A 19,364-nucleotide genomic window follows, 5' to 3' on the forward strand; every position below is an offset into this window, starting at 1 on the left:
GTCGAGCGCAGCTGGCGCGACGCCGGGCCGCACTGGGCCGGCGTCATCATCAGCGCCTTCGGCGACCCGGGCATCGAGCGCGTGCGCGCTGCCTGCCGGGTGCCGGTGGTCGGCTTCGCCGAAGCCTCGATGCTGGAGGCCGGCGCGGCGGGCCGGCGCTTCGGCATCGCGACCGTGACGCCCGACCTGGTGCGCCCGATCGAAGGCCGCGCCCGCGCGCTCGGCCTGCTCGGCGCCTACGCCGGCACCCGGTTGACCGACGGCGATCCGCGCGAACTCGCCGCCGATCCGCAGGCCCTGGAAGAGGCCCTCGCGCAGGCGGTGCGGCGCTGCATCGACGATGACGGCGCCGAGGCCGTGATCATCGGCGGCGGCCCGTTGGGGCGGGCGGCGATCGGGCTTCAGCGGCGCTTCGCGTTGCCTGTCATCGCGCCGATTCCGGCCGCGATGCGGCTGCTGCTGTCGCGCCTGGACGGTGATCGAGCCGCTACTGCCGCGTCAACCCGAGCTTGCGGATGATGCTGCCCCACTGCTGATAGGTCGAGTGCGTGAGTTCGTCGAGCTGCTGCGGCGTCGACGCCTCCGCCTCATAGGCACCCTGGCGAAAGAAGTCGCGCGTGGCCGGCATCGCCAGCACCTGCGCGATCGCGCCATTGAGCTTGGCGACGACCGGGGCCTGCATGCGTGCCGGGCCATAGAAGCCGAGCCAGCTCGGCATGTCGAGGCCGCTCACGCCTTGCTCCGACATCGTCGGCACGTCGGGCAGCATCGGGCTGCGGCGGGGAGCGGCCACGGCCAGCATGCGGACCTTGCCGGTCGCCGTGTTCGCGATGGCGTTCGGCGCGGCGTCGAAGTAATACTGCACGCGGCCTGCCAGGAAATCCTTGGCTGCGTCGGTGCCTCCCTTGTAGGGGACATGGACCACGTCGAGCCCGGCCTTGCGGGCAAAGGCTTCGCCGTAGATGTGCGACGAAGTGCCCGTGCCGAAGGAGGCATAGCTCATCGTGCCCGGATGGGCCTGGATGTACGCGATCAGTTCCGGCACCGTCTTCGCCGGCACGCTCGCGTGAACCGTGAGCACCAGAGGACCCCGCGCGCCGAGCGAGATCGGTGTCAGGTCCTTGAACGGGTCGTAGCGCACCTGCGCCAAGGTCTGCGGGTTCTGCGCCACGACCGAGGAGGGCGCGTACATGATCGTGTAGCCGTCGGGCGCGGATCGGATGACCTCCTCGGTCGCCAGAATGAAGCTGGCGCCGGGGCGGTTTTCGACGATCACCGGCGTCTGCAGCACCTCGCCGAGCTTGATGGCCACGAAGCGCGCCTGCGCATCCGATGCGCCACCGGCGGCCAGGCCCAGGATGATCCGGATCGGGCGGCCGTTCTCCGGAAACGGCGCCGGCGCGGCCGATGCCTGCGTGGCGAACAGCGGGGCCAGAGCCAGGACCCACAGGCCGAGTGCGCGGCGGCGGTCGATGCGAAGAGGATGCGAGCTCATTCCTTGGCCAATCCCACTTGTTTCACCATCGCGCCCCAGCGGTCGTAGGTCGACCGCGTGATGCGCGCAAATTCATCCGCTGAACTGCCGCCGGCTTCGTAGCCGCCATTGCGATAGAACTCTCGCACCGAAGGCATCGCCAGTACCTGGCCGAGCGCTTCGTTGAGGCGTGCCAGCACCGGCGCCGGCATGTTCGCCGGGCCGTAGAAGCCGAGCCAGCTCGGCAGGTCCAGGCCTTCGACGCCCTGCTCGGCGAAGGTCGGGACGTCCGGCAAGGCGGGGATGCGCACGGCCGAGGCCACGGCGAGGATCCTGACCTTGCCGGAGCCGACCGTGATGATGGCGGAAGAGGCCGAATCGAACATGTACTGGACGCGGCCGCCGATCAGGTCCTTGGCGGCATCCGAGCCGCCCTTGTAGGGGATGTGCACCGCGTCGATGCCGGTCTTCCTGACGAAGGCCTCGCCATAGATGTGCGAGGAGGTGCCCGTACCGAAGGATGCGTAGCTGACCGCGCCCGGATGCGCCTTCACGTAGCGGACGAGGTCGCCGACCGACTTCGCGGGCACGCTGTTGTTCACCGTCAGCACCAGGGGCCCGCGGCCGCCCATCGAAATGGCGGTGAAGTCCTTGAAGGGGTCATAGGGAACCTGGGACAGCGTGTGCGGGTTCTGGGCCATGGTCGACGAGGGCGCGTACATCAGGGTGTAGCCGTCCGCCGGTGCGCGCGCGACTTCGCTCGCCGCCAGCATGGTGCTGGCGCCGGGACGGTTGTCGACGATCACGGGGGTCCCCAGCACCTCGCCGAGCTTCTGGGCCACGATGCGCGCCTGTGCGTCGGTGCCGCCGCCGGCGGTGAAGCCGACGACGATGCGGATCGGCTTGCCGTTGGCGGGGAAGTCCTGCGCGCCGGCCCAGGGCGCGAGCGTCAGCAGCGTGCTGCCCAGCAGGAAATTGAATCGCCGCCGCGAGCTTCGCGCCGCCTGCCGGTAGATGTCCATCTTGCCTCATTCGTTGTTAAATGGATTGTCAAACCACAAACAATACAAAATACCTCGGGATTACCCGCGTTCTATCGGCGCAAGACTAAATAAAATGGACAGCAAGATCAAAATAATAGAGTCCTGCCAGCTCCTGACCAAAGATATGAAAACCATCGTCCGCACCGACGAGCGCATCCTCAGCTCCGACATCTTCGATCGCGAGGGTCGCGTGGCGCGGCCCGACCACGGGGTCTGGTCCGAGCCGGGCCGCGACATTCCCGTCTATCACCGGTGCGGCGTGCTGGTGGTCGGCGGCGGCCCGTCGGGCACCGCGGCGGCGGCGTCGGCGGCGCGGGCCGGCGCCGACGTGGCCTTGCTGGAGCGCTACAACCACCTGGGTGGGCTGTCCACCGGCGGTCTCGTGATCTGGATCGATCGCATGACCGACTGGGAGGGCCAGCTCGTGATTCGCGGCTTTGCCGAGGAGCTGTTCGACCGGCTTCCCGCCGACGCGGTGGCCGGACCGGCGCGCGAAGACTGGGGTTCGCAGGATCCGGCCGAGGCCGGCCACTGGGCGCAGCGCACCGCGGCCTACCATGGCATCGTCACGTGGTCGCCGACCATCGATCCCGAGCGCCTCAAGCTGCTGTCGCAGGAGATCGTGCTGGAGCGCAAGGTCAAGCTCATCTACCACTCGTGGGCCGCCGTGCCGATCGTGCAGGACGGCGCCGTCAAGGGCGTGGTGTTCGAGAGCAAGGAGGGGCGCATGGCGATCATGGCCGATGTGGTGGTCGACGCCACCGGCGACGGCGATCTGTTCGCGCGCGCCGGCGCCGCCTTCGTCAACGACATCGAGGAGGCGGACGTGCACCATTGCATGAACACCTCGTGGCTGTTCGGCGGCGTCGACATGGGCCGCTGGATCGACTTCAAGGCCGGCCGCCCCGAAGCGTTCAGCGCCTTCATGGCGCGCGGCCGCGAGCAGCTGGGCCTGTTCGAGCGACCCTTCGTCTCCTGGCGCAATGACGTCGCCTTGTTCATGGGGCCGCGCCAGTCGGGCTATTCGGCGCTCGACGTCGACGATCTCACCGCGGTGGAGGTGCGCTCGCACCGTGCGATGGCCGCGCACCTCGACTTCTTCCGCGCGCATGCGCCCGGCTTCGAGGACGCCTATCTGATGCTGAGCGCCCCGCAGATCGGCGTTCGCCATGCGCGGCGCCTCAGCGGCGTGGGCGCGGTGCTGCGCAGCCAATGGCCCGAAGGCCGGGCGCTGGCCGACGAGATCGGCGTGTCCCCGGCCGTATCGCCCAAGTTTCCGAACATCTCGATTCCCTACGGTGCCCTGGTCCCGGAGCAGCTCGACGGCTTGCTGGCCTGCGGCCGTCACATCTCGTGCGACCGCAACTCGCACGGCTTCATGCGCGAGATTCCGCAATGCTGGATCACCGGACAGGCGGCGGGCACGGCGGCGGCGCTGGCCTCGCAGGGGCGAATCGAGCCGAGGGCGGTCGATGTGAACGCGCTGCAGTCTTCGCTGCGGGTCCAGGGCGTCTACCTGCGAGCCGGTGCTGCCGGCGCTGGGTCGGCGGCCGCGCAGCCGCTCGAAGCGGCGAACAACTGAGCCGCGGACGATGAACGCGACGCTCGAACCCTCGCCGGCAGGCCCTACATTGCCGGAACTCCAACAGGATTCCCTCATGGCCGCCGACAACAACCCGATCTCTCCTCCCTCCGACGCCATCGCCGATGCGCGCGCGGATCGCTCCGACACCGTGAGTGCGCTCGAACGCGGCATCTCGGTGCTGCGCAGCTTCACCGAAGACCGGCCGCTGCTGAGCCATGCCGAACTCGCGCGCATCACCGGCATTCCGAGGCCGACGGTCAACCGCCTGGTCGCGACGCTGGTGACGATGGGCATGCTCAAGACCGCGCCGGCCGGCGATCGCCTGGCGCTCGGGCCGGGCGTGGTCTCGCTGTCACGCGTCTTCCTCGGCAGCCTCGATGTCCGTGCCATCGCGCGGCCGGTGATGCAAGGCCTGGCAGAAGAAAGCGGCGCATCGGTCTATCTTGCCGTGCGCGACGGGATGGAGATGGTGCTGATCGAAGCCTGCCGCCCCCGCTCGACCATGCTGTCGGCCCGGCTCGACGTCGGATCGCGCGCGCCGCTGCCCAATTCGGCGCTGGGCCGCGCCTACCTTTCGGCGCTCGACGACGGCACGCGCGTGCAGCTCTTCGATTCGATGCGCCTGATGCGCGGTCCCGAATGGGACAGTCTTGCGCCGGCCATGCTGCGCGCGATCGACGAGGCCCAGCGCCTCGGCTATTGCCTGTCGCTCGGCGAATTCCATCGCGAGATCAATTCGGTGTCCGTGCCGCTCGTCGGGCCGGGCAATGAAATCATGGCCTTGAACGCGGGCGGAGCGGGCTTCGTATTCCCCGAGGAACGCCTGCGCGACGAACTCGCGCCACGCCTGCGCGCGGTGGCCGAGCGGATCGCCGTCGACATCGGCGGCCATGTGCCGGGCTCGCGCATGCGCGAGCGCTGAGCTTCTTTTTTCGAACCCCCTCCAGCGAGACCCCAGGCGATGCAGCTGACCGACGAAGAAAAGGCGATGCGAGACGGCCGTGACGGCGCCGCGGTGCAGAAGGCGATGGACCTGCTCGCGCGCTACGGCGAAGCCCTGGGCGCCGAGCGGCTCGTGGAGACGCGCAATGTCTGCGCCACCATCACGTCGACGACGCCGTTCCAGCGCGACTTCGCCTTGAAGCAGGGCGGCATGGACGCGGTGTTTTCCGAGTTCAGCCTGGACAGCCAGGAGGTGGTGCCGATTCCGAAGTTCAAGGTCTTCACCAGTCATCTGCAGCTCGGCTTCGATCCGGGGCAGCCCGAGCGCATGGGCGTCGGCGAGGACATCGTGCGCTTCTACGAAAAGAGCGAGCGCCACGCGGCCGGACTCGGCGCCCAGATCATGAACACCTGCACGCCCTACCAGGTCGGCAACATCCCGACCCGCGGCGAACACTGCGCCTGGATGGAGTCGTCGGCGGTGATCTACTGCAACTCGGTGCTCGGCGCGCGCACCAATGCCGAAGGCCGCGAGAGCACCGGCGCCGCGATGCTTACGGGCCGCATCCCGTACTGGGGCTACCACCTCGACGAGAACCGGCTCGGGACGCACGTCGTCGAACTCGACATCGAGATCGAGTCGGTGCAGGACTGGGGGCTGCTGGGCTACTTCATCGGCGAGCAGGTGCAGGACCGGGTTCCGGTGATCCACAGCCGACGCGGCATCGGCCGGGTGCCGAATCTGCCTCGGCTCAAGCACTTCGGCGCCGCGGCCTCGTCGTCGGGCGGCGTCGAGATGGTCCACGTGGTCGGCGTGACGCCGGAAGCGCTCAGCCTCGAGCACGCCCTGGGCGGCCGCAAGCCGGTGCAGGTGCTGCACTATGGCGAGGCCGAGCGCCGCGCCACCTACGAAACCATCAACGCCACCGCCCGCAGCGCGGAGATCCAGTACGTGATGCTCGGCTGCCCGCACTACACGATCGAGCAGATCTGGGAGGCGGCGCAACTGATCGAGGGGCGCAAGGTGCACCCCGATTGCGAGCTGTGGATCTTCACGCCGCGCGCCATCAAGTCGCTGGCCGATCGCAACGGCTACACGAAGATCATCGAGGATGCGGGAGGCATCCTCATGACCGACAGCTGCTCGGCGATGAGCCGGGCGGTACCCAAGGGCACGCAGACCGTGGCCCTGGATTCGGCCAAGCAGGCGCACTACCTGCCCGCCATTCTCGGCGTGCAGGCCTGGTTCGGCAGCACGGCCGAATGCATCGATGCGGCCTGCACGGGCCGCTGGAACGGGAGCCTCGCATGAGCGCAGCGCCGGGCCGCTCCCAAGCAAGCTCGCACCGCAGTGCGAAGCACGAAGGTACTCCAGTGAGCGCAGCGCCGGGCCGCTCCCAAGCAAGCTCGCACCGCAGTGCGAAGCACGAAGGTACTCCAGTGAGCGCACAGAGACTGGACACGCGCCAGAGCGGCCCGTCCCTGGTGATCCGGGGGCGCAAGGTGGTCGGTGGCATCGCCGAGGGCGAGGCGCTGGTCACGCGGGACCAGATTTCGGGTTGGGGCGGCATCGATCCGCGCACCGGTACGGTCATCGAGACGCGGCATTCGCTGCGCGGCCAGAGTTTCGCGGGCAAGGTGCTGGTGTTCCCGGGGGCCAAGGGATCATCGGGCTGGTCGGCGATGTTCCATGTGGCGCGGCTCATGAACACGGTGCCGGCGGCATTCCTGTTCAACGAGATGACGACCAAGGTGGCGCTCGGCGCGGTGGTCGCGCACTCGCCGTCGATGACCGACTTCGATCGCGACCCGCTCGAATGCATCGAGACCGGAGACTGGGTGCGCGTGGATGCCGACCGCGGCGTCGTCGAAGTCACGAAGAAGAACAGTCGCAACCAGGAGGCCGCACCATGACACGTCCGCTGCGCAGCAATTTCCCGCGTGGTTCCTATCTCTGGTCGGTGCGCAATGCCCACTGGCGCGCGCTCGGCATCCCCGAGGAAGACTGCGAGAAACCCAAGATCGCGGTCGTCAACAGCTCCTCGGAGCTCGCCGCCTGCTTCAGTCATCTGGACCAGGTTGCCGTGCAGGTCAAGGAGGCGATCCGCGCCGCGGGCGGGGTTCCCTTCGAGATCCGCACCGCCGCGCCGAGCGACTTCATCACCGGCGCCGGGGCCCGCGGCGCCTACATGCTGGCGGCACGGGACCTGGTGACCAACGACATCGAAGTCGCGGTCGAGGGCGCGCAACTCGACGGCATGGTCTGCCTCACCTCGTGCGACAAGACGGTGCCGGGGCAGTTGATGGCGGCCGCCCGGCTGAACATCCCGACGCTGCTGGTGCCTTGCGGCTACCAGCCGAGCGGTGAGTTTCGGGGCCGCCACATGGACATCGAGGAGGTCTTCATCGGTGCGATGCATGCCGTCACCGGCACGCTGCCGGTGGGCGAGCTGATCGAAATGAGCCGCGAAGCGATTCGCGGCCCGGGCGTGTGCTCCGGCCTCGGAACGGCCAACACGATGCACATCGTTTGCGAGGCGCTCGGCCTGGCGTTGCCGGGAAGCGCACCGGTCGCGGCGCTGAGTCCGAAGATGGTGGCCGATGCGCGTGCGGCCGGGGCTCGCATCGTGCAGATGGTGTGGGACGACCTGAAGCCGCGCGACATCCTCACGCCCGGCGCCTTCGCGAACGCCGTGCGGGCGGTGCTCGCGATCGGCGGTTCGCTCAACTCGGCCAAGCACCTGCAGGCCGTGGCCACCGAAGGCGCGTGCGGCGTGGATGTGTACGGCCTGTTCGAGCGGCTCGGCCCGCAGACACCGGTGCTCGCCGGCGTGCGTCCGATCGGCGAGCACAGCATCGAGGCGTTCGAGGCGGCCGGCGGCTGCCGGGCCCTGATGAAGCAGCTCGAGCCACTGCTCGACACCGGCGCGCGCACGGTCAGCGGCGACACCGTCGCGGGCAACCTGCGCGGCGTCGAGGTGGCGAACCCCGAGCTCATCCGGGCGATCGCCCGGCCGGTCGCATCGCGGCCCGCGATCATCCTGCTGCGCGGCAACCTGGCACCCGAGTCGGGCCTGATCAAGACCGGCATCGTCGAGCGCAAGCTGCGCCGCTTCAGCGGTCCGGCGCTGTGCTTCTGGAGTTCCGACGAGGCGATTGCGGCGCTGAAGCAAGGCCGCATCCATGCCGGCCAGGTGGTGGTGATGCGCGGCGCCGGTGCCTGCGGCGGCCCTGCGATGGGCGGAGGCGCCTCGCGCGTCGTCTTTGCGATCGACGGTGCCGGCCTGGGCGACGACGTCGCGCTCCTGACCGACGGCCACCTCTCGGGCCTGGTGTGCAAGGGCCTGGTGGTCGCCGAAGTCTCGCCCGAGGCAGCGCTCGGCGGACCCTTGGGATTGCTCGAGGACGGCGACATCGTCACCATCGATCTCGACGCCCGCCGCCTCGATGTGGCACTCGACGAGGCGCAGTTGCAGGCGCGCCGTGCGGCCTGGCGCCCGCCGCCGCCGATGCATCACACCGGCTGGCTGCAGCAGTACCGGCGCAACGTCGGTCCGCTGTCGCAGGGCGCCGTGCTCGTGCAAGCGCAAGCGCAAGAATCCGTGCCGCCCGGCTAGGCCGGCGCCGGGCCGCCCCAAGGCGGTCTGGGCCCTCTCGGGGGGCAGCGAGTACACGAAGTGACGAGCGTGGGGACTTCTCAGGAGACAAAGATGCAACGCAGAACGATTCTTCGGTGGGCTTCGCCCATCGCCGCAGCGCTCGCGCTGCCCCACGGCGCGAGCTGGGGCGCGGAGGCCTTTCCCGACAAGCCGATCAAATTGATCGTGGGCTTCGCTCCCGGCGGCGGCGCCGACGCGATCACGCGGATCATGGCCGAAGGCTTGGCCCGGCAACTGGGCCAGCAGGTGGTGGTCGAGAACCGCCCGGGTGCCGATGGCGTGCTGGCGGCGCAAGCCGTGAGCGGCGCCCGGCCCGATGGCTACACGCTCTTGATGGGAACCAACACCGCGATGGTGGCGGCACCGACACTGCGGCCGAACCCGCCCTACGACCCCTTCAAGGCCTTTGCGCCGATCAGCAGCGCGGGCCAGTTCTCGATGTTCCTGGTGGTGCCGGCCTCCTTGCCGGTCAAGACCGTCGGCGATCTGCTGGCCATGGTCGCGGCCAGGCCCGGTGCCTACAACTCGGCGTCGAGCAACAGTGCCGCCGAGCTGGCGATGCTGCAACTGCTCGCCGGACGCAAGGTCGTGAACGCGCGCTACAAGGGCGACATGCAGGCGATGACGGATCTGCTGGGCGGACAGGTGCAGATGATGTTCACCACCGGAACGCTGGCGCCCGCCTTCGTGCGCGACGGACGTGTCCGTGCGCTCGTCACGCTGCAGCCGCAGCGAAGTGCGCTGCTGCCCGACGTGCCGAGCGCGGGCGAACTCGGACTCGGCAAGCTGACCATCACGCCCTGGGCCGGCTTCTTCGGGCCACCGGGGCTGCCGCTCGAGCGGGCAGAGAAGCTGTCGGCTGCGCTGCAGGAGACGATGAGAGATCCCGCCGTCCACGATCGATTGGTTCAGCAGGGCTTCGAGGCCTATGGCATGAGCCCGGCGAAGTTCGCCGAGTTCTTCCGCGCGCAGCACGACGCTTTCGTTGCGACGGTGCGTGAGCACGGCGTCAGCTTCGAGTAGGGCGCGTTCGCCCGGTTTCCGATCAGGGTCGGCGCTTGCGCAGCGGCGCCCTGCTGCGTTCGTTGTTGAGACTGACGAACTTGCGCAACAGGCGCAGCAGTTCGGTGCTTTCCGTCTCGGTCAGGCCTTCGAGGAGCGTGTCCTGCAGCGTTTGAATGGGCACCGAGAGATCCCGGATCAGGCTGCGCCCGTCGTCCGTCAGATGCAGGCTGCGCTGTCCTCGCAGGCCCACGTCCCGGGTGATCAGGCCTTTTGCCTCGAGCCGGGCGGCGATGTCCGCGCAGGACGAGGTGTCGATGGCGATCTCTTGCGCCACGCTCAACTGGTCGAGCCCCGGCCGCTGGCCCAGCAGCATCAGCACGGCGTACTGGATGGGAGTCACCTCGCGGCCGACGACGTCCAGAAAAACCGAAACGGAAATCTGGTGCGCCCGCCGTATGAGGTGACCCGGCTGGTCGTCGAGGTCGATGAGAGCGTGAGCGTCGGTGGAAGTCGACATGGGCGGGAAGAAGCAGGGGAAGAGGGCGCCGCCGCCTGCTGGCGGGTGCGGCGCCCGATTGTCCCATCTAGAGGTCGAGCACCAGCAGCGCGGAGCGCGAGCGCGAACAGCAGGGCGTGAACTGGTCGTTTGCCGCCTGTTCCTCGGGTGTGAGGTAAAGATCCTTGTGCTCGGGTTCGCCATCGAGCACCCGCGTGAGGCAGGTGCCGCACACGCCCTGTTCGCAGGAGACCTGGATCGCCACGCCGGCGTGTGCAAGCGCCTGGACGACGGTGCGGTCCGCCGGCACGTGGATGACGCGGCCAGAGCTGGCGAGCTTCACGTCGAATGCGCCGTCCGTCGCTGACGATGCGAGCACGGCGCCGAAGACCTCGAAGTGAAGACGGGACTCGGGCCACCCGGCGCTGCGCGCGCGAGCGAGGACCCAGTCGATGAATCCCTTCGGTCCGCAGACGTAGAGATGGGTGTCGGCCGGTGCAGCCCCGAGCACCTGATCGATGTCGAGCTTCTGTTCATCGATGCCGTCGTCGAAATGGAACCGAACCTGCGCAGCGAAGGCGGCAGCGGCGATGCGGCTGCGAAACGCCGCGCGCTCGGGGGATCTGCTGGAGTAGTGCATGTCGAACGAACGTCCGGCCGCAGCCAGCTGCTCGGCCATGCAGAGCAGGGGCGTGACGCCGATGCCACCGGCCAGCAGCAGGCTGTGCCGCGCTTCTTCGTGCAGCGCGAAATGATTCTTCGGCGCCGCGATCCGGAGCACGTCGCCCTCGTGGACCTGTTCGTGCATGGCGCGGGATCCCCCGCGCGAGGCGGGATCGCGCAGCACGCCGATCACGTAGCGATGGGTCTCGCTGGCGTCATTGCACAGGGAGTAGGGGCGCGTGATCCCGGTCGGCAGGCGAACGTCGATGTGCGAGCCCGCGGAGAAGGAGGGCAGGGCGTTGCCGTCCGCCGGCACCAGCTCGAAGGCGCAGATGTCGAGCGCCTCGGTCGTCTTGCGCGCCACGCGCACGCTCAATTCCGATGCGTCCATGGCGTCAGGCGCCCGCGGGGGCGGTGCCCACCGGCGCTTCCTGCGCAACGAGCCGCTCGATCACGCGCCGCGACTGGACACCGCCGGCGTCGATGTTCAACTTGAGCAGCGAGCGGGTCGGGTGAGCCAGCAGGTTGCGCTGCTGTCGTTCCAGCATCTCGAGGTCCTCGCCGAAGATCTTTCCCTGGCCTTCGCGGATGCTGGCGGTCAGTTCGGCGTCATTCGGCTTGAAGTTGCGCGCCATGCCCCAGAAGTACCAGATCGACGTGTCGGTCTCGGGCGTGATGAAGTCGACGACGATGCTCGATGCCTTGTGGGCCGGATCGGCGTCGTAGCCGCCCTTGCCGGCATGCGCCACGCCCACTTCGATCATCACGTGGCTGGGCGGCGTGAAGCGGCAGATCTGCCAGCGGTCGACCGGCACGTCGTCGGCCAGGCCGTTGCCCCGCAGGGCCATGCGCCAGAAGGGGGGCGCCGACACGTTCTGCATGTACCGGCTCGTGATCACCTCGTCCCCTTCCACGCGGGTTTGGGTGGGCGTCTCGTCGATCTCCTTCTGTCCGATGCTCGACGCGTGGACATAGGTCTCGTGCGTGAGGTCCATCAGGTTGTCGATCATCAGGCGGTAGTCGCACTGGATGTGATAGAGGCCGCCGCCATAGGCCCAGTCGGGACTCTCGGCCCATTCGAGGTGATGCAGCTTGGACGCATCCGCCTCGCTGGCCTGGCCCGGCCATATCCAGACGAAGCCGTAGCGCTCGATCAGCGGGAATTTCCGGATCGGTGGAAAGCCCCGCACGCGCTGGCCCGGCATCGCGAGCGTCTTGCCGTCGCAGCCCATTTCGAGTCCGTGATAGCCGCAGACCAGCTTGCCGTCGACGACGCGGCCCAGGGACAGGGGCGCGCCCCTGTGAGGGCAGAAGTCTTCCAGCGCGACCGCGCCTCCGGAGGCGTCGCGGTAGATGACCAGCCGCTCGTTGCAGAGGGTTCGGCCGAGCGGCGCATCGGTCACTTCGTCGCTGGAACAGGCGACGTACCAGGCATTTTTCGGAAACATCGTGGGAGAACTCCTTCAGGTTTCGAGGCAGGGCCAGGCAGGGATCAGTGAGCCGAGGCGGCCACTGCGGAAGGCGCGATGACGCGGCTGCGGCGAGACCGGCACCCGTGTCACGCTTCATCTCCTTCGACCCTGCCCGCCATCGGCCTGTTGTCGATCAGTACACTGATTGTGAGCGCGGCGTGGGATCCGGACGATAAGGGTTTACCCGTGAATGAGGATGGAATCAGGGTTTACGTCAGGGGCGTGAAAAACTTGCCTGTCTACAATATGGACATTAATCCACAATATGGACATGCGCAAAATGCCTATCGATGACTCGGACCCGAACCCGAAGACGCCGTACCAGTACCCGAACCCGCCGGATGCGCTGCCCGAGATCGTGGTGCCGAACGCGATCCCGACCGACGAGCGCCTGTGGGTGCCGCAGGCCGAGAACGTCTGGTTCCGTCCCCTGTGCCTGAACGCCAGCCAGGGCTACTGGATGAACCTGCTGCGGGTGCGCAAGTCGGGCGTGCTGAGCCGTCATCGGCATCCGCAGGCGGTGCATGGCTTCGTGCTCAAGGGCCGCTGGCGCTATCTCGAGCACGACTGGGAAGCCACCGAAGGCAGCTACGTGTTCGAGCCCCCGGGCGAGACGCACACGCTCTACGTGCCCGAGGACGTCGAGGAAATGATCACCTACTTCCAGGTCAACGGTGTCATGTACTACACCGACCCCTGGGGCAAGGGCATGGGCTACGAGGACGTCTTCACCAAGATCGACATGTGCCGCAAGCACTTCGAGGCGGTCGGGCTGGGCGCGGACTTCACCAAGCAGTTCATTCGATGAGCCCGGGCTACGGCCGCGCGGCCTACGACTTCGCCCCGGCCGTGGCGGTCGTCACGGGCGCCGCGAGCGGCATTGGTGCCGAGGTGGCCGCGCACCTGCGGCGCTGCGGCGCCCGCGTCGCCGCGTGGGACATGGCCGCCGTGGCCGACGGCGACGCTGCCTGGCGGGTCGACGTGACCGAGCTCGCCGGCCTCGAACAGGCCGCGCGAGAGGTCGTCGCGCGCTTCGGGCGCATCGATTTCGTGATCAACAGCGCGGGATTCGCCGGACCGACCGGGGCGACGGAAGCCTACGACCCGCGCATGTGGCAGCGCATCGTCGACGTCAACCTGGTCGGCACCTTCAACGTCTGCCGCGCCGTGCTGCCGCAGCTGCGCGCGGCGGGCGCGGGGCGCATCGTCAACGTCGCGTCGCTGGCCGGCAAGGAGGGCACGCCCAACGCGTCGGCCTACAGCGCGGCCAAGGCGGGCGTGCTGGCACTGACCAAATCGCTCGGAAAGGAACTGGCGACGACCGGCATCCTGGTCAATGCCATCGCACCGGCAGCGGTGCGCACGCCGATCCTGGCGCAGATGTCACCCGCGCACGTGCAGACCATGATCGACAAGAGTCCGATGCAACGCCTCGGCGAGAGCCATGAAGTGGCCGAGATGGTCGCCTGGCTGTGCTCGGGCTCGTGCAGCTTCAACACGGCGTCCGTGTTCGACCTCTCGGGCGGACGCGCGACCTACTGATTCACGTCGAATGGCGCTCCCGGCGCCCCCCGCATTTCTTACACCACAGGAGACATCCCCATGATTCGATTCGCCCAAAATCTGCGCCGACTCGCGGTGCTGGCCGTGCTGCCGGCCGCAGCAGCGCTCCCGGCCGGCCAGGCCTCGGCCCAGGCACGTGACTTCCCGAGCAAGCCGATCGAACTCGTCGTGCCCTTCCAGCCGGGCGGGGGCACCGACGCGCTGGCCCGGGCCTTCGCCGATGCCACCCGCAAGCACATGCCGCAGAGCGTCGTGATCGTCAACAAGCCCGGTGCCAGCGGCGCCATCGGCTGGCAGGACGTGATCAACGCCAAGCCGGACGGCTACCGCCTCGCGGTGGTCACCGTGGAGCTGACCACGCTGCCGCACATGGGACTGGCGAAGTTCAGCTACGAGGACCTCACGCCCATTGCCCGCCTCAACGCCGACCAGGCCGCGATCACCGTGCGCGCCGATGCGCCGTGGAACACCATCGAGGAGTTCCTTGCGGCGGCGAAGAAGGACAGCGGCAAGCTCAGCGTCGGCAATGCCGGCAACGGGTCGATCTGGCACCTGGCGGCCGCCGCGCTGGAAGACAAGACCAGCGTCAAGTTCAACCACACGCCGTTCCAGGGCGCCGGCCCCGCCGTGCTCGCGCTGCTGGGCGGCCACATCGACGCCGTGGCCGTGAGCCCGGCAGAGGTGACGACCTACGTGCAGGCCGGCAAGCTGAAGACGCTGGCCGTGATGGCCGAGCAGCGTGTGAAGGGCTTCGACAAGGTGCCGACGCTGAAGGAACGCAACATCGACCTGGTCATCGGCACCTGGCGCGGCATCGCGGCGCCGAAGAACACGCCGCCGGAGGTGATCGCCTACCTCAAGGAAGTGAGCCGGAAGGCGGCGGACGAGCCCGCCTTCCGCGAAGTGCTCGACAAGCAGAACCTGGGCTTCGCCTATGCCGACGACGTCGCCTTCAAGGCCACCATGGCCAGGGACAGCGCCTACTTCAAGACCTTGATGGGCAAGCTGGACATCAGGAACTGATCGCGCGCGACATGAGCTACCAGGCAGGAGTCTTCGAGGGCAAGCGGGCCCTGGTGTCCGGTGCCACGCAGGGCATCGGCGCCGTCATCGCCAACCATCTCGCCGCGCTCGGCGCCGAAGTGACGGCCATCGGACTGGGCAGCGGCGACGGCACGCTCGAAGCCGCGGTCGAGGTGAGGCAAGCCGACGTGACCTCGGCCGACAGCCTCGCGTCGGCATTGGCCGGCATCGCGCGGCTCGACATCGTTTTCAACTGCGCGGGCATCATCCAGCGCGGCGCCGAGCACGATCTCGAGGTGTTCCAGAGGGTGCTCGACGTCAACCTCACGGGCACCATGCGGGTGTGCACCATGACGCGCGAGCGCCTGAAGGCCAGTGGAGGCTGCATCGTCAACACGGCCTCCATGCTCAGCTTCTTCGGCGGCGGGCTGGTGCCCGGGTACGCGGCCAGCAAGGGCGGCGTGGCGCAGCTCACCAAGTCGCTGGCCATCACCTATGCGCCGGACGGCATCCGCGTGAATGCGGTGGCGCCGGGCTGGATCGCAACGCCGCTGACGAAGGCGCTGCGGGACGATCCCGCGCGCGCGGGTCCGATCCTGGCGCGCACGCCGCTGGCGCGCTGGGGTACGCCAGACGACGTGGCGCGCGCGGCGATGTTCCTGTGCACGCCCGCGGCCTCCTTCATGACGGGCGTGATCCTGCCGGTGGACGGTGGCTACATGGTGGCTTGAGAGGCCCCCACGCTCGTCACTTCGTGTACTTCGCTGCCCCCCGAGGGGGCGCAGGCCGCCTTGGGGCGGCCCGGCGGCGGCCTGGAGGCCCCCACGTTCGTCACTTCGTGTACTTCGCTGCCCCCCGAGGGGGCGCACGCCGCCTGGGGGCGGCCCGGCGGCGGCCTGGAGGCCCCCACGCTCGGCACTTCGTGTACTTCGCTGCCCCCGAGGGGGCGCAGGCCGCCTGGGGGCGGCCCGGCGGCGGCCTGGAGGCCCCCACGCTCGGCACTTCGTGTACTTCGCTGCCCCCGAGGGGGCGCAGGCCGCCTTGGGGCTCGAACGGCGTGTGGATAATGGCCCGGCTTCCACTCCGGTCGCTCTTCCGCCGTTCGCCCCATGCCCGCTGCCCGGTCTTCTTCCGTCACCCCATCGCCCGCCGGCACGCCGGTCCAGGCGCAAGTCGCCGGCACCGCATCGTTCTCCAAGTTCATGCGTGTGCTGCAACTGGTGGCGGATGCCGAGGACCCGGTGAACGTCGGCGCGCTGATGCGCGCGAGCGGCTATCCGCGGCCCACGGTGCACCGCATCGTTGCCGCATTGATCGCCGAGCGCCTGCTGGTCGAGAACGCGCGCAGCGGAACGCTGGCGCTGGGACCGCGGCTGATTCAACTGGCAAGCCGGAGCTGGGGCCGCTCCGAGCTGCGCCTGGCGGCCGTCGACGAACTCAAGCGCCTGCGCGACCTGACCGGCGAGACCGTGCACCTTGCGGTGCCCAACGGCACGACCATGGTCTACATCGAAAAGCTCGAGAGCCCGAGCGCGGTCCGCATGACCTCGCGCATCGGCACCAGCGTGTCGCTGCACGCCACGGCCGTGGGCAAGGCCTATCTGGCGGCGCTCGACGACAAGGCCTTGAAGGCGCTGGTCAAGGGCTTGCCGATGCCCCGCTACACGGCCAACACCGTGGTCGAGCCGGCGGCCCTGCGCGCCCAGATCCAGCAGACCCGGGAGCGCGGCTGGGCGGTCGACAACGAGGAGAACGAGGCGGGCATCTTCTGCTTCGGCGCCGCGATCCGCGGGGCGGCCGGCCTGCCGGTGGCTGCCATCAGTGTCAGCACGCTCGTGTTCCGACAGAAGGAAGACCCGGAGCAAGCGTATGTGGCGCCGCTGCTCGAGGCCTGCCGCGTGATCTCGGAGCGCATCGCGCAGACGCCCTCGCTGCTCGCGGGCGAGATTCTTTAGCGTATGAAGAGAATGGCTGCTTGTCGTTCGCCAGTCGCTTCTTGTTGAGGGCTTTCGGCGTTGAAGCGCTCGTCAGCCGATCGCGGCGGTCGCCTCGATCGGCCCACCCCGCCTCAAGGTGTTGTAGATCGGGCAGGTGCCCGTGAAGGCATCGACCAGCGATCGCGCGGTCGGCAGGTCGACGCCTTCGAGCGCGAAGGCCAGCCGGATGGCCGCGTAGCGCGTGCCGTCCTCGGGGTCGCGCTCGAAGGAAACCTCGACTTCGGCGTTCTTCAGCGGGAGCTCGCGCTCCCGCGCGGTCTTCTGCACCAATCCGAGTCCGCACGAGGCCAGTGAAGCCAGCAGCAGCTCGCCCGCCTGCACCGCATCGCCAGGACCACCGGCCGCCGCCTTCGCATCGGACACGAAGTGTTGCTGGCGCGCGCTCACGAGGAAGCGGCCGAAGGTGTCGAGGGCCCGCGCGCGCGGTCACGATCTCGCCGGCCACGACCGGGGCTTCGCGTTGCGCATCAAGCGGCGCGCTCATTGCGCAACCTTCGTGCTGCGCACTGCGGTGCGAGCTTGCTTGGGGTGCCCCTGCACGCCGGGCACGTCGATGTCGGGCAGCGCCGAGTCGAGCCGGTATTTCGAGAGGTCGACGTCGAGGTGATAGGACAGTGTCGACCACCCGGCGTGCGGGTCGACCAGCGCGCGCAGCGCGCGGTCCTTCTCGTCCGCGATCGCCTGCGTCTCCCCGACCGGCGGCGTCGCTGCAGGCAGCACCTTGAGCGAGTCCGGGTCGCGGCCGTGCGAACGCACGCGGTCCTTGATCACCTTGTAGAAGGCTTTGGCGCTGTCCAGCGAGTCGTGGCTCACGAAGATGGCGTCGGCCCATTGCGCCGCGAAGTCGCGGCCGCGGTCCGACGCGCCGGCCTGCAGGATCAGCGGGTAGCCCTGCGGCGGCCGCGAAACGTTCAACGGCCCCTTGACGCTGAACCACTCGCCCTCGTGGTCGACGTCGTGCACCTTGGCCGGATCGGCGAACAGCGGTGTCTTCCGGTCCTGCACCAGCGCGTCGTCCTGCCAGCTGTCCCACAGTTTGAAGATGATTTCGAGAAATTCGTCGGCCCGGTCGTAGCGCTTGTTGCGCGGCACCTGTTGTGGATATCTGAAAAGCGAGCAAGCCGCGTCCGTTCGGCCCCCGGGCTCCCGCAGCGTTGAATCCTGCGGCTGGCGTACTAGACTGAAAGTCCCCTTTTTCCTCCAGGAGACGCGCCATGGGCACCCCCACCGACATCGCCAAGCAGGGCTACGCCGCGTTCGCCAGCCGCAATATTCCGGCGCTCCTCGAACTCCTCGCCGATGACGTGGTGTGGCGCTTCCTCGGCAATCCGGCGACCGGAACGCCCTACGGCGGAACCTGCAAGGGCAAGCAGCAGGTGGCGAAGTTCTTCGAAACGCTGGCGAAGTCCGACGAGATCATCGAGTTCGAGCCGCGCGAATTCCTTGAAGGGCCCCAGCACGTGACGGTCCTCGGCCGCACGAAGGGCAGGGCGCTTCCGGACGGCAAGGTGCACGAGACCGAATGGGTCCAGGTCTTCACGTGGAAGGACGACAGCAAGATCAGCCGCTGGATCGGTACCGGGGACACGGCCGCCAGGGTCAACGCGACGTAGGCAGGACGCCGCCGGCAGCCATTTCATCCCTGCGCGCACTTGCCGGAGTTCCGCGCGCGGCACCCTATCCGGCACCCTATCGATCATCTTGCGCAGGTGCCGCCCTGCGCCCTTCTTCCAGACCCACATCGGGCCGGTCTTCGGTCGAAGGGGGCGGCTGTTCGGGTAATGTGGTGAACGCAGGACTCGTTGTGCCAAGGCTCTCTTCATTCATCGATAATCCATCTGTTGCATGGTCATTTTTAGGAATGCTTATCCATGAAGATTGATCTCGATGATGTCGATCGGCAATTGCTCAGCGCGCTGCAGCGCAATGCGCGGCAGACCACCGGCGAGCTGGCGCAGATGGCCGGCCTGTCGCAGTCGCCCTGCTGGCGCCGCATCAAGCGCATGGAGGAAGCCGGGTTGATCCAGGGCTACCACGCGCGCCTCAGCCGCAGCGCCCTGGGCTATGGCGTGGTGGCCTTCGTGAGCGTCAGCATCGACTTCCAGAACGAAGCCCGCTCGCTGGAGTTCGTGGAGGCGGTGCGCGCCATACCGGAGGTGGTGATGTTCCACGGCGTCACGGGGCTCGCGGACTTCCTGCTCATGGTGGTGGCCGAGGACCTCGAAGACTTCTCGCAGCTGCTGCAGCGCAAGCTGCACCGCCTGCCCGGCGTCAAGCAGGTCCAGAGCAGTCTCTCCCTGCAAGAGTTCAAGCGCTTCGACGATCTGCCCCTGCCGGCGCCGACCGGCAAGCGCCTCCGAGGCGATTCCGCGCCTGCGGCGGGCTCGCCGGGCGGCGCCTGAGGCGCGCCGATCGACGCTACCCGCCGCCGCGCCGCCGCGC

General features: G+C 68.5%; 21 protein-coding genes. 14 read left to right on the top strand and 7 right to left on the bottom strand.

Going from position 1 to position 19,364, the window contains the following annotated elements; genetic code table 11:
- Positions 1-519: aspartate/glutamate racemase family protein (locus AC1D2E_RS29725; protein WP_478200730.1), on the top strand; the 519-nt coding region annotated here is incomplete at its 5' end.
- Here AC1D2E_RS29725 and AC1D2E_RS29730 read toward each other — a convergent pair.
- Both AC1D2E_RS29730 and AC1D2E_RS29735 read right to left on the bottom strand, forming a co-directional pair.
- The gene (locus AC1D2E_RS29730) at positions 488-1,495 is read right to left on the bottom strand and encodes a Bug family tripartite tricarboxylate transporter substrate binding protein (protein ID WP_478200731.1); all 1,008 of its coding nucleotides are present in this window, start codon (positions 1,493-1,495) and stop codon (positions 488-490) included. The genes AC1D2E_RS29725 and AC1D2E_RS29730 overlap by 32 nt on opposite strands.
- Positions 1,492-2,496 (bottom strand): Bug family tripartite tricarboxylate transporter substrate binding protein, encoded by a 1,005-nt coding sequence (locus AC1D2E_RS29735; RefSeq protein WP_478200732.1) that lies wholly within the window; start codon positions 2,494-2,496, stop codon positions 1,492-1,494. The genes AC1D2E_RS29730 and AC1D2E_RS29735 overlap by 4 nt, the downstream gene beginning before the upstream one ends.
- A gap of 145 nt (positions 2,497-2,641) precedes the next feature.
- On the opposite strand from AC1D2E_RS29735, the gene AC1D2E_RS29740 reads away from it, so the two are divergent.
- The 6 genes from AC1D2E_RS29740 (at position 2,642) to AC1D2E_RS29765 (ending at position 9,726) form a co-directional block, all read left to right on the top strand.
- On the top strand, positions 2,642-4,099 hold the full coding sequence (locus tag AC1D2E_RS29740) for an FAD-dependent oxidoreductase (protein ID WP_478200733.1): 1,458 nt from the start codon (positions 2,642-2,644) through the stop codon (positions 4,097-4,099).
- A 76-nt stretch (positions 4,100-4,175) separates the two neighbouring features.
- A complete protein-coding gene (locus AC1D2E_RS29745; protein ID WP_478200734.1) occupies positions 4,176-5,024 on the top strand; it encodes an IclR family transcriptional regulator in 849 nt (282 codons plus the stop codon).
- A gap of 39 nt (positions 5,025-5,063) precedes the next feature.
- Positions 5,064-6,356: an aconitase X gene (locus AC1D2E_RS29750; RefSeq protein ID WP_478200735.1), complete on the top strand. Its 1,293-nt coding sequence runs from the start codon at positions 5,064-5,066 to the stop codon at positions 6,354-6,356.
- A 128-nt stretch (positions 6,357-6,484) separates the two neighbouring features.
- Positions 6,485-6,958 (top strand): aconitase X swivel domain-containing protein, encoded by a 474-nt coding sequence (locus AC1D2E_RS29755; RefSeq protein WP_478200736.1) that lies wholly within the window; start codon positions 6,485-6,487, stop codon positions 6,956-6,958.
- Entirely contained in the window at positions 6,955-8,661 is a 1,707-nt protein-coding gene (ilvD, locus tag AC1D2E_RS29760) for a dihydroxy-acid dehydratase (protein WP_478200737.1), read from the top strand. The genes AC1D2E_RS29755 and ilvD overlap by 4 nt, the downstream gene beginning before the upstream one ends.
- A gap of 93 nt (positions 8,662-8,754) precedes the next feature.
- On the top strand, positions 8,755-9,726 hold the full coding sequence (locus AC1D2E_RS29765) for a Bug family tripartite tricarboxylate transporter substrate binding protein (protein ID WP_478200738.1): 972 nt from the start codon (positions 8,755-8,757) through the stop codon (positions 9,724-9,726).
- 22 nt (positions 9,727-9,748) lie between these two features.
- On the opposite strand, the gene AC1D2E_RS29770 is transcribed toward AC1D2E_RS29765, so the two are convergent.
- The 3 genes from AC1D2E_RS29770 to AC1D2E_RS29780 all read right to left on the bottom strand — a co-directional run bounded on the left by AC1D2E_RS29770 (position 9,749) and on the right by AC1D2E_RS29780 (position 12,315).
- Entirely contained in the window at positions 9,749-10,225 is a 477-nt protein-coding gene (locus tag AC1D2E_RS29770) for a MarR family winged helix-turn-helix transcriptional regulator (RefSeq protein WP_478200739.1), read from the bottom strand.
- 67 nt (positions 10,226-10,292) lie between these two features.
- On the bottom strand, positions 10,293-11,258 hold the full coding sequence (locus AC1D2E_RS29775; protein WP_478200740.1) for a PDR/VanB family oxidoreductase: 966 nt from the start codon (positions 11,256-11,258) through the stop codon (positions 10,293-10,295).
- A gap of 4 nt (positions 11,259-11,262) precedes the next feature.
- Complete coding sequence (locus AC1D2E_RS29780; RefSeq protein WP_478200741.1) at positions 11,263-12,315, bottom strand: aromatic ring-hydroxylating dioxygenase subunit alpha; 1,053 nt, start codon at positions 12,313-12,315, stop codon at positions 11,263-11,265.
- Positions 12,316-12,619: 304 nt separating this feature from the next.
- Here AC1D2E_RS29780 and AC1D2E_RS29785 point away from each other — a divergent pair, with 304 nt between their 5' ends.
- From AC1D2E_RS29785 to AC1D2E_RS29805, 5 genes are all read left to right on the top strand, one after another.
- The gene (locus AC1D2E_RS29785) at positions 12,620-13,147 is read left to right on the top strand and encodes a 2,4'-dihydroxyacetophenone dioxygenase family protein (protein WP_478200749.1); all 528 of its coding nucleotides are present in this window, start codon (positions 12,620-12,622) and stop codon (positions 13,145-13,147) included.
- Positions 13,144-13,881, top strand: coding sequence for an SDR family NAD(P)-dependent oxidoreductase (locus AC1D2E_RS29790; protein WP_478200742.1), 738 nt, complete (start codon positions 13,144-13,146; stop codon positions 13,879-13,881). The genes AC1D2E_RS29785 and AC1D2E_RS29790 overlap by 4 nt, the downstream gene beginning before the upstream one ends.
- Before the next feature lie 60 nt (positions 13,882-13,941).
- Positions 13,942-14,925, top strand: a complete 984-nt coding sequence (locus tag AC1D2E_RS29795) for a tripartite tricarboxylate transporter substrate binding protein (protein WP_478200743.1) — start codon at positions 13,942-13,944, stop codon at positions 14,923-14,925.
- 11 nt (positions 14,926-14,936) lie between these two features.
- Entirely contained in the window at positions 14,937-15,656 is a 720-nt protein-coding gene (locus AC1D2E_RS29800; protein ID WP_478200744.1) for an SDR family NAD(P)-dependent oxidoreductase, read from the top strand.
- A gap of 378 nt (positions 15,657-16,034) precedes the next feature.
- Positions 16,035-16,880 carry an IclR family transcriptional regulator gene (locus AC1D2E_RS29805; RefSeq protein ID WP_478200745.1) on the top strand — a complete coding sequence of 282 codons (846 nt, stop codon included), beginning with the start codon at positions 16,035-16,037 and terminating at the stop codon, positions 16,878-16,880.
- 72 nt (positions 16,881-16,952) lie between these two features.
- Here AC1D2E_RS29805 and AC1D2E_RS29810 read toward each other — a convergent pair whose 3' ends face one another.
- The gene (locus AC1D2E_RS29810) at positions 16,953-17,285 is read right to left on the bottom strand and encodes an OsmC family protein (RefSeq protein ID WP_478200746.1); all 333 of its coding nucleotides are present in this window, start codon (positions 17,283-17,285) and stop codon (positions 16,953-16,955) included.
- A 117-nt stretch (positions 17,286-17,402) separates the two neighbouring features.
- Positions 17,403-18,014, bottom strand: coding sequence for an LLM class flavin-dependent oxidoreductase (locus AC1D2E_RS29815; RefSeq protein ID WP_478200747.1), 612 nt, complete (start codon positions 18,012-18,014; stop codon positions 17,403-17,405).
- A gap of 122 nt (positions 18,015-18,136) precedes the next feature.
- On the opposite strand from AC1D2E_RS29815, the gene AC1D2E_RS29820 reads away from it, so the two are divergent.
- Together AC1D2E_RS29820 and AC1D2E_RS29825 are read left to right on the top strand one after the other, a co-directional pair.
- Positions 18,137-18,535, top strand: coding sequence for a nuclear transport factor 2 family protein (locus AC1D2E_RS29820; RefSeq protein WP_478174821.1), 399 nt, complete (start codon positions 18,137-18,139; stop codon positions 18,533-18,535).
- Positions 18,536-18,793: 258 nt separating this feature from the next.
- Positions 18,794-19,324: an Lrp/AsnC family transcriptional regulator gene (locus AC1D2E_RS29825; RefSeq protein ID WP_478200748.1), complete on the top strand. Its 531-nt coding sequence runs from the start codon at positions 18,794-18,796 to the stop codon at positions 19,322-19,324.
- Positions 19,325-19,364 lie beyond the last annotated feature (40 nt).

It is taken from the genome of Variovorax sp. P1_H2 (assembly GCF_056405295.1).

What these genes read in the sequence shown, in the direction of transcription:
- AC1D2E_RS29745 (WP_478200734.1), top strand. Translation starts at nt 4,176, where the DNA reads ATGGCCGCCGACAACAACCCGATCTCTCCTCCCTCCGACGCCATCGCC.
- AC1D2E_RS29770 (WP_478200739.1), bottom strand. Translation starts at nt 10,225, where the DNA reads ATGTCGACTTCCACCGACGCTCACGCTCTCATCGACCTCGACGACCAG.
- AC1D2E_RS29765 (WP_478200738.1), top strand. Translation starts at nt 8,755, where the DNA reads ATGCAACGCAGAACGATTCTTCGGTGGGCTTCGCCCATCGCCGCAGCG.
- AC1D2E_RS29735 (WP_478200732.1), bottom strand. Translation starts at nt 2,496, where the DNA reads ATGGACATCTACCGGCAGGCGGCGCGAAGCTCGCGGCGGCGATTCAAT.
- AC1D2E_RS29750 (WP_478200735.1), top strand. Translation starts at nt 5,064, where the DNA reads ATGCAGCTGACCGACGAAGAAAAGGCGATGCGAGACGGCCGTGACGGC.
- AC1D2E_RS29790 (WP_478200742.1), top strand. Translation starts at nt 13,144, where the DNA reads ATGAGCCCGGGCTACGGCCGCGCGGCCTACGACTTCGCCCCGGCCGTG.
- AC1D2E_RS29805 (WP_478200745.1), top strand. Translation starts at nt 16,035, where the DNA reads ATGCCCGCTGCCCGGTCTTCTTCCGTCACCCCATCGCCCGCCGGCACG.
- AC1D2E_RS29820 (WP_478174821.1), top strand. Translation starts at nt 18,137, where the DNA reads ATGGGCACCCCCACCGACATCGCCAAGCAGGGCTACGCCGCGTTCGCC.
- AC1D2E_RS29780 (WP_478200741.1), bottom strand. Translation starts at nt 12,315, where the DNA reads ATGTTTCCGAAAAATGCCTGGTACGTCGCCTGTTCCAGCGACGAAGTG.
- AC1D2E_RS29730 (WP_478200731.1), bottom strand. Translation starts at nt 1,495, where the DNA reads ATGAGCTCGCATCCTCTTCGCATCGACCGCCGCCGCGCACTCGGCCTG.
- AC1D2E_RS29800 (WP_478200744.1), top strand. Translation starts at nt 14,937, where the DNA reads ATGAGCTACCAGGCAGGAGTCTTCGAGGGCAAGCGGGCCCTGGTGTCC.
- AC1D2E_RS29775 (WP_478200740.1), bottom strand. Translation starts at nt 11,258, where the DNA reads ATGGACGCATCGGAATTGAGCGTGCGCGTGGCGCGCAAGACGACCGAG.
- AC1D2E_RS29740 (WP_478200733.1), top strand. Translation starts at nt 2,642, where the DNA reads ATGAAAACCATCGTCCGCACCGACGAGCGCATCCTCAGCTCCGACATC.
- AC1D2E_RS29795 (WP_478200743.1), top strand. Translation starts at nt 13,942, where the DNA reads ATGATTCGATTCGCCCAAAATCTGCGCCGACTCGCGGTGCTGGCCGTG.
- AC1D2E_RS29825 (WP_478200748.1), top strand. Translation starts at nt 18,794, where the DNA reads ATGAAGATTGATCTCGATGATGTCGATCGGCAATTGCTCAGCGCGCTG.
- ilvD (WP_478200737.1), top strand. Translation starts at nt 6,955, where the DNA reads ATGACACGTCCGCTGCGCAGCAATTTCCCGCGTGGTTCCTATCTCTGG.
- AC1D2E_RS29785 (WP_478200749.1), top strand. Translation starts at nt 12,620, where the DNA reads ATGCCTATCGATGACTCGGACCCGAACCCGAAGACGCCGTACCAGTAC.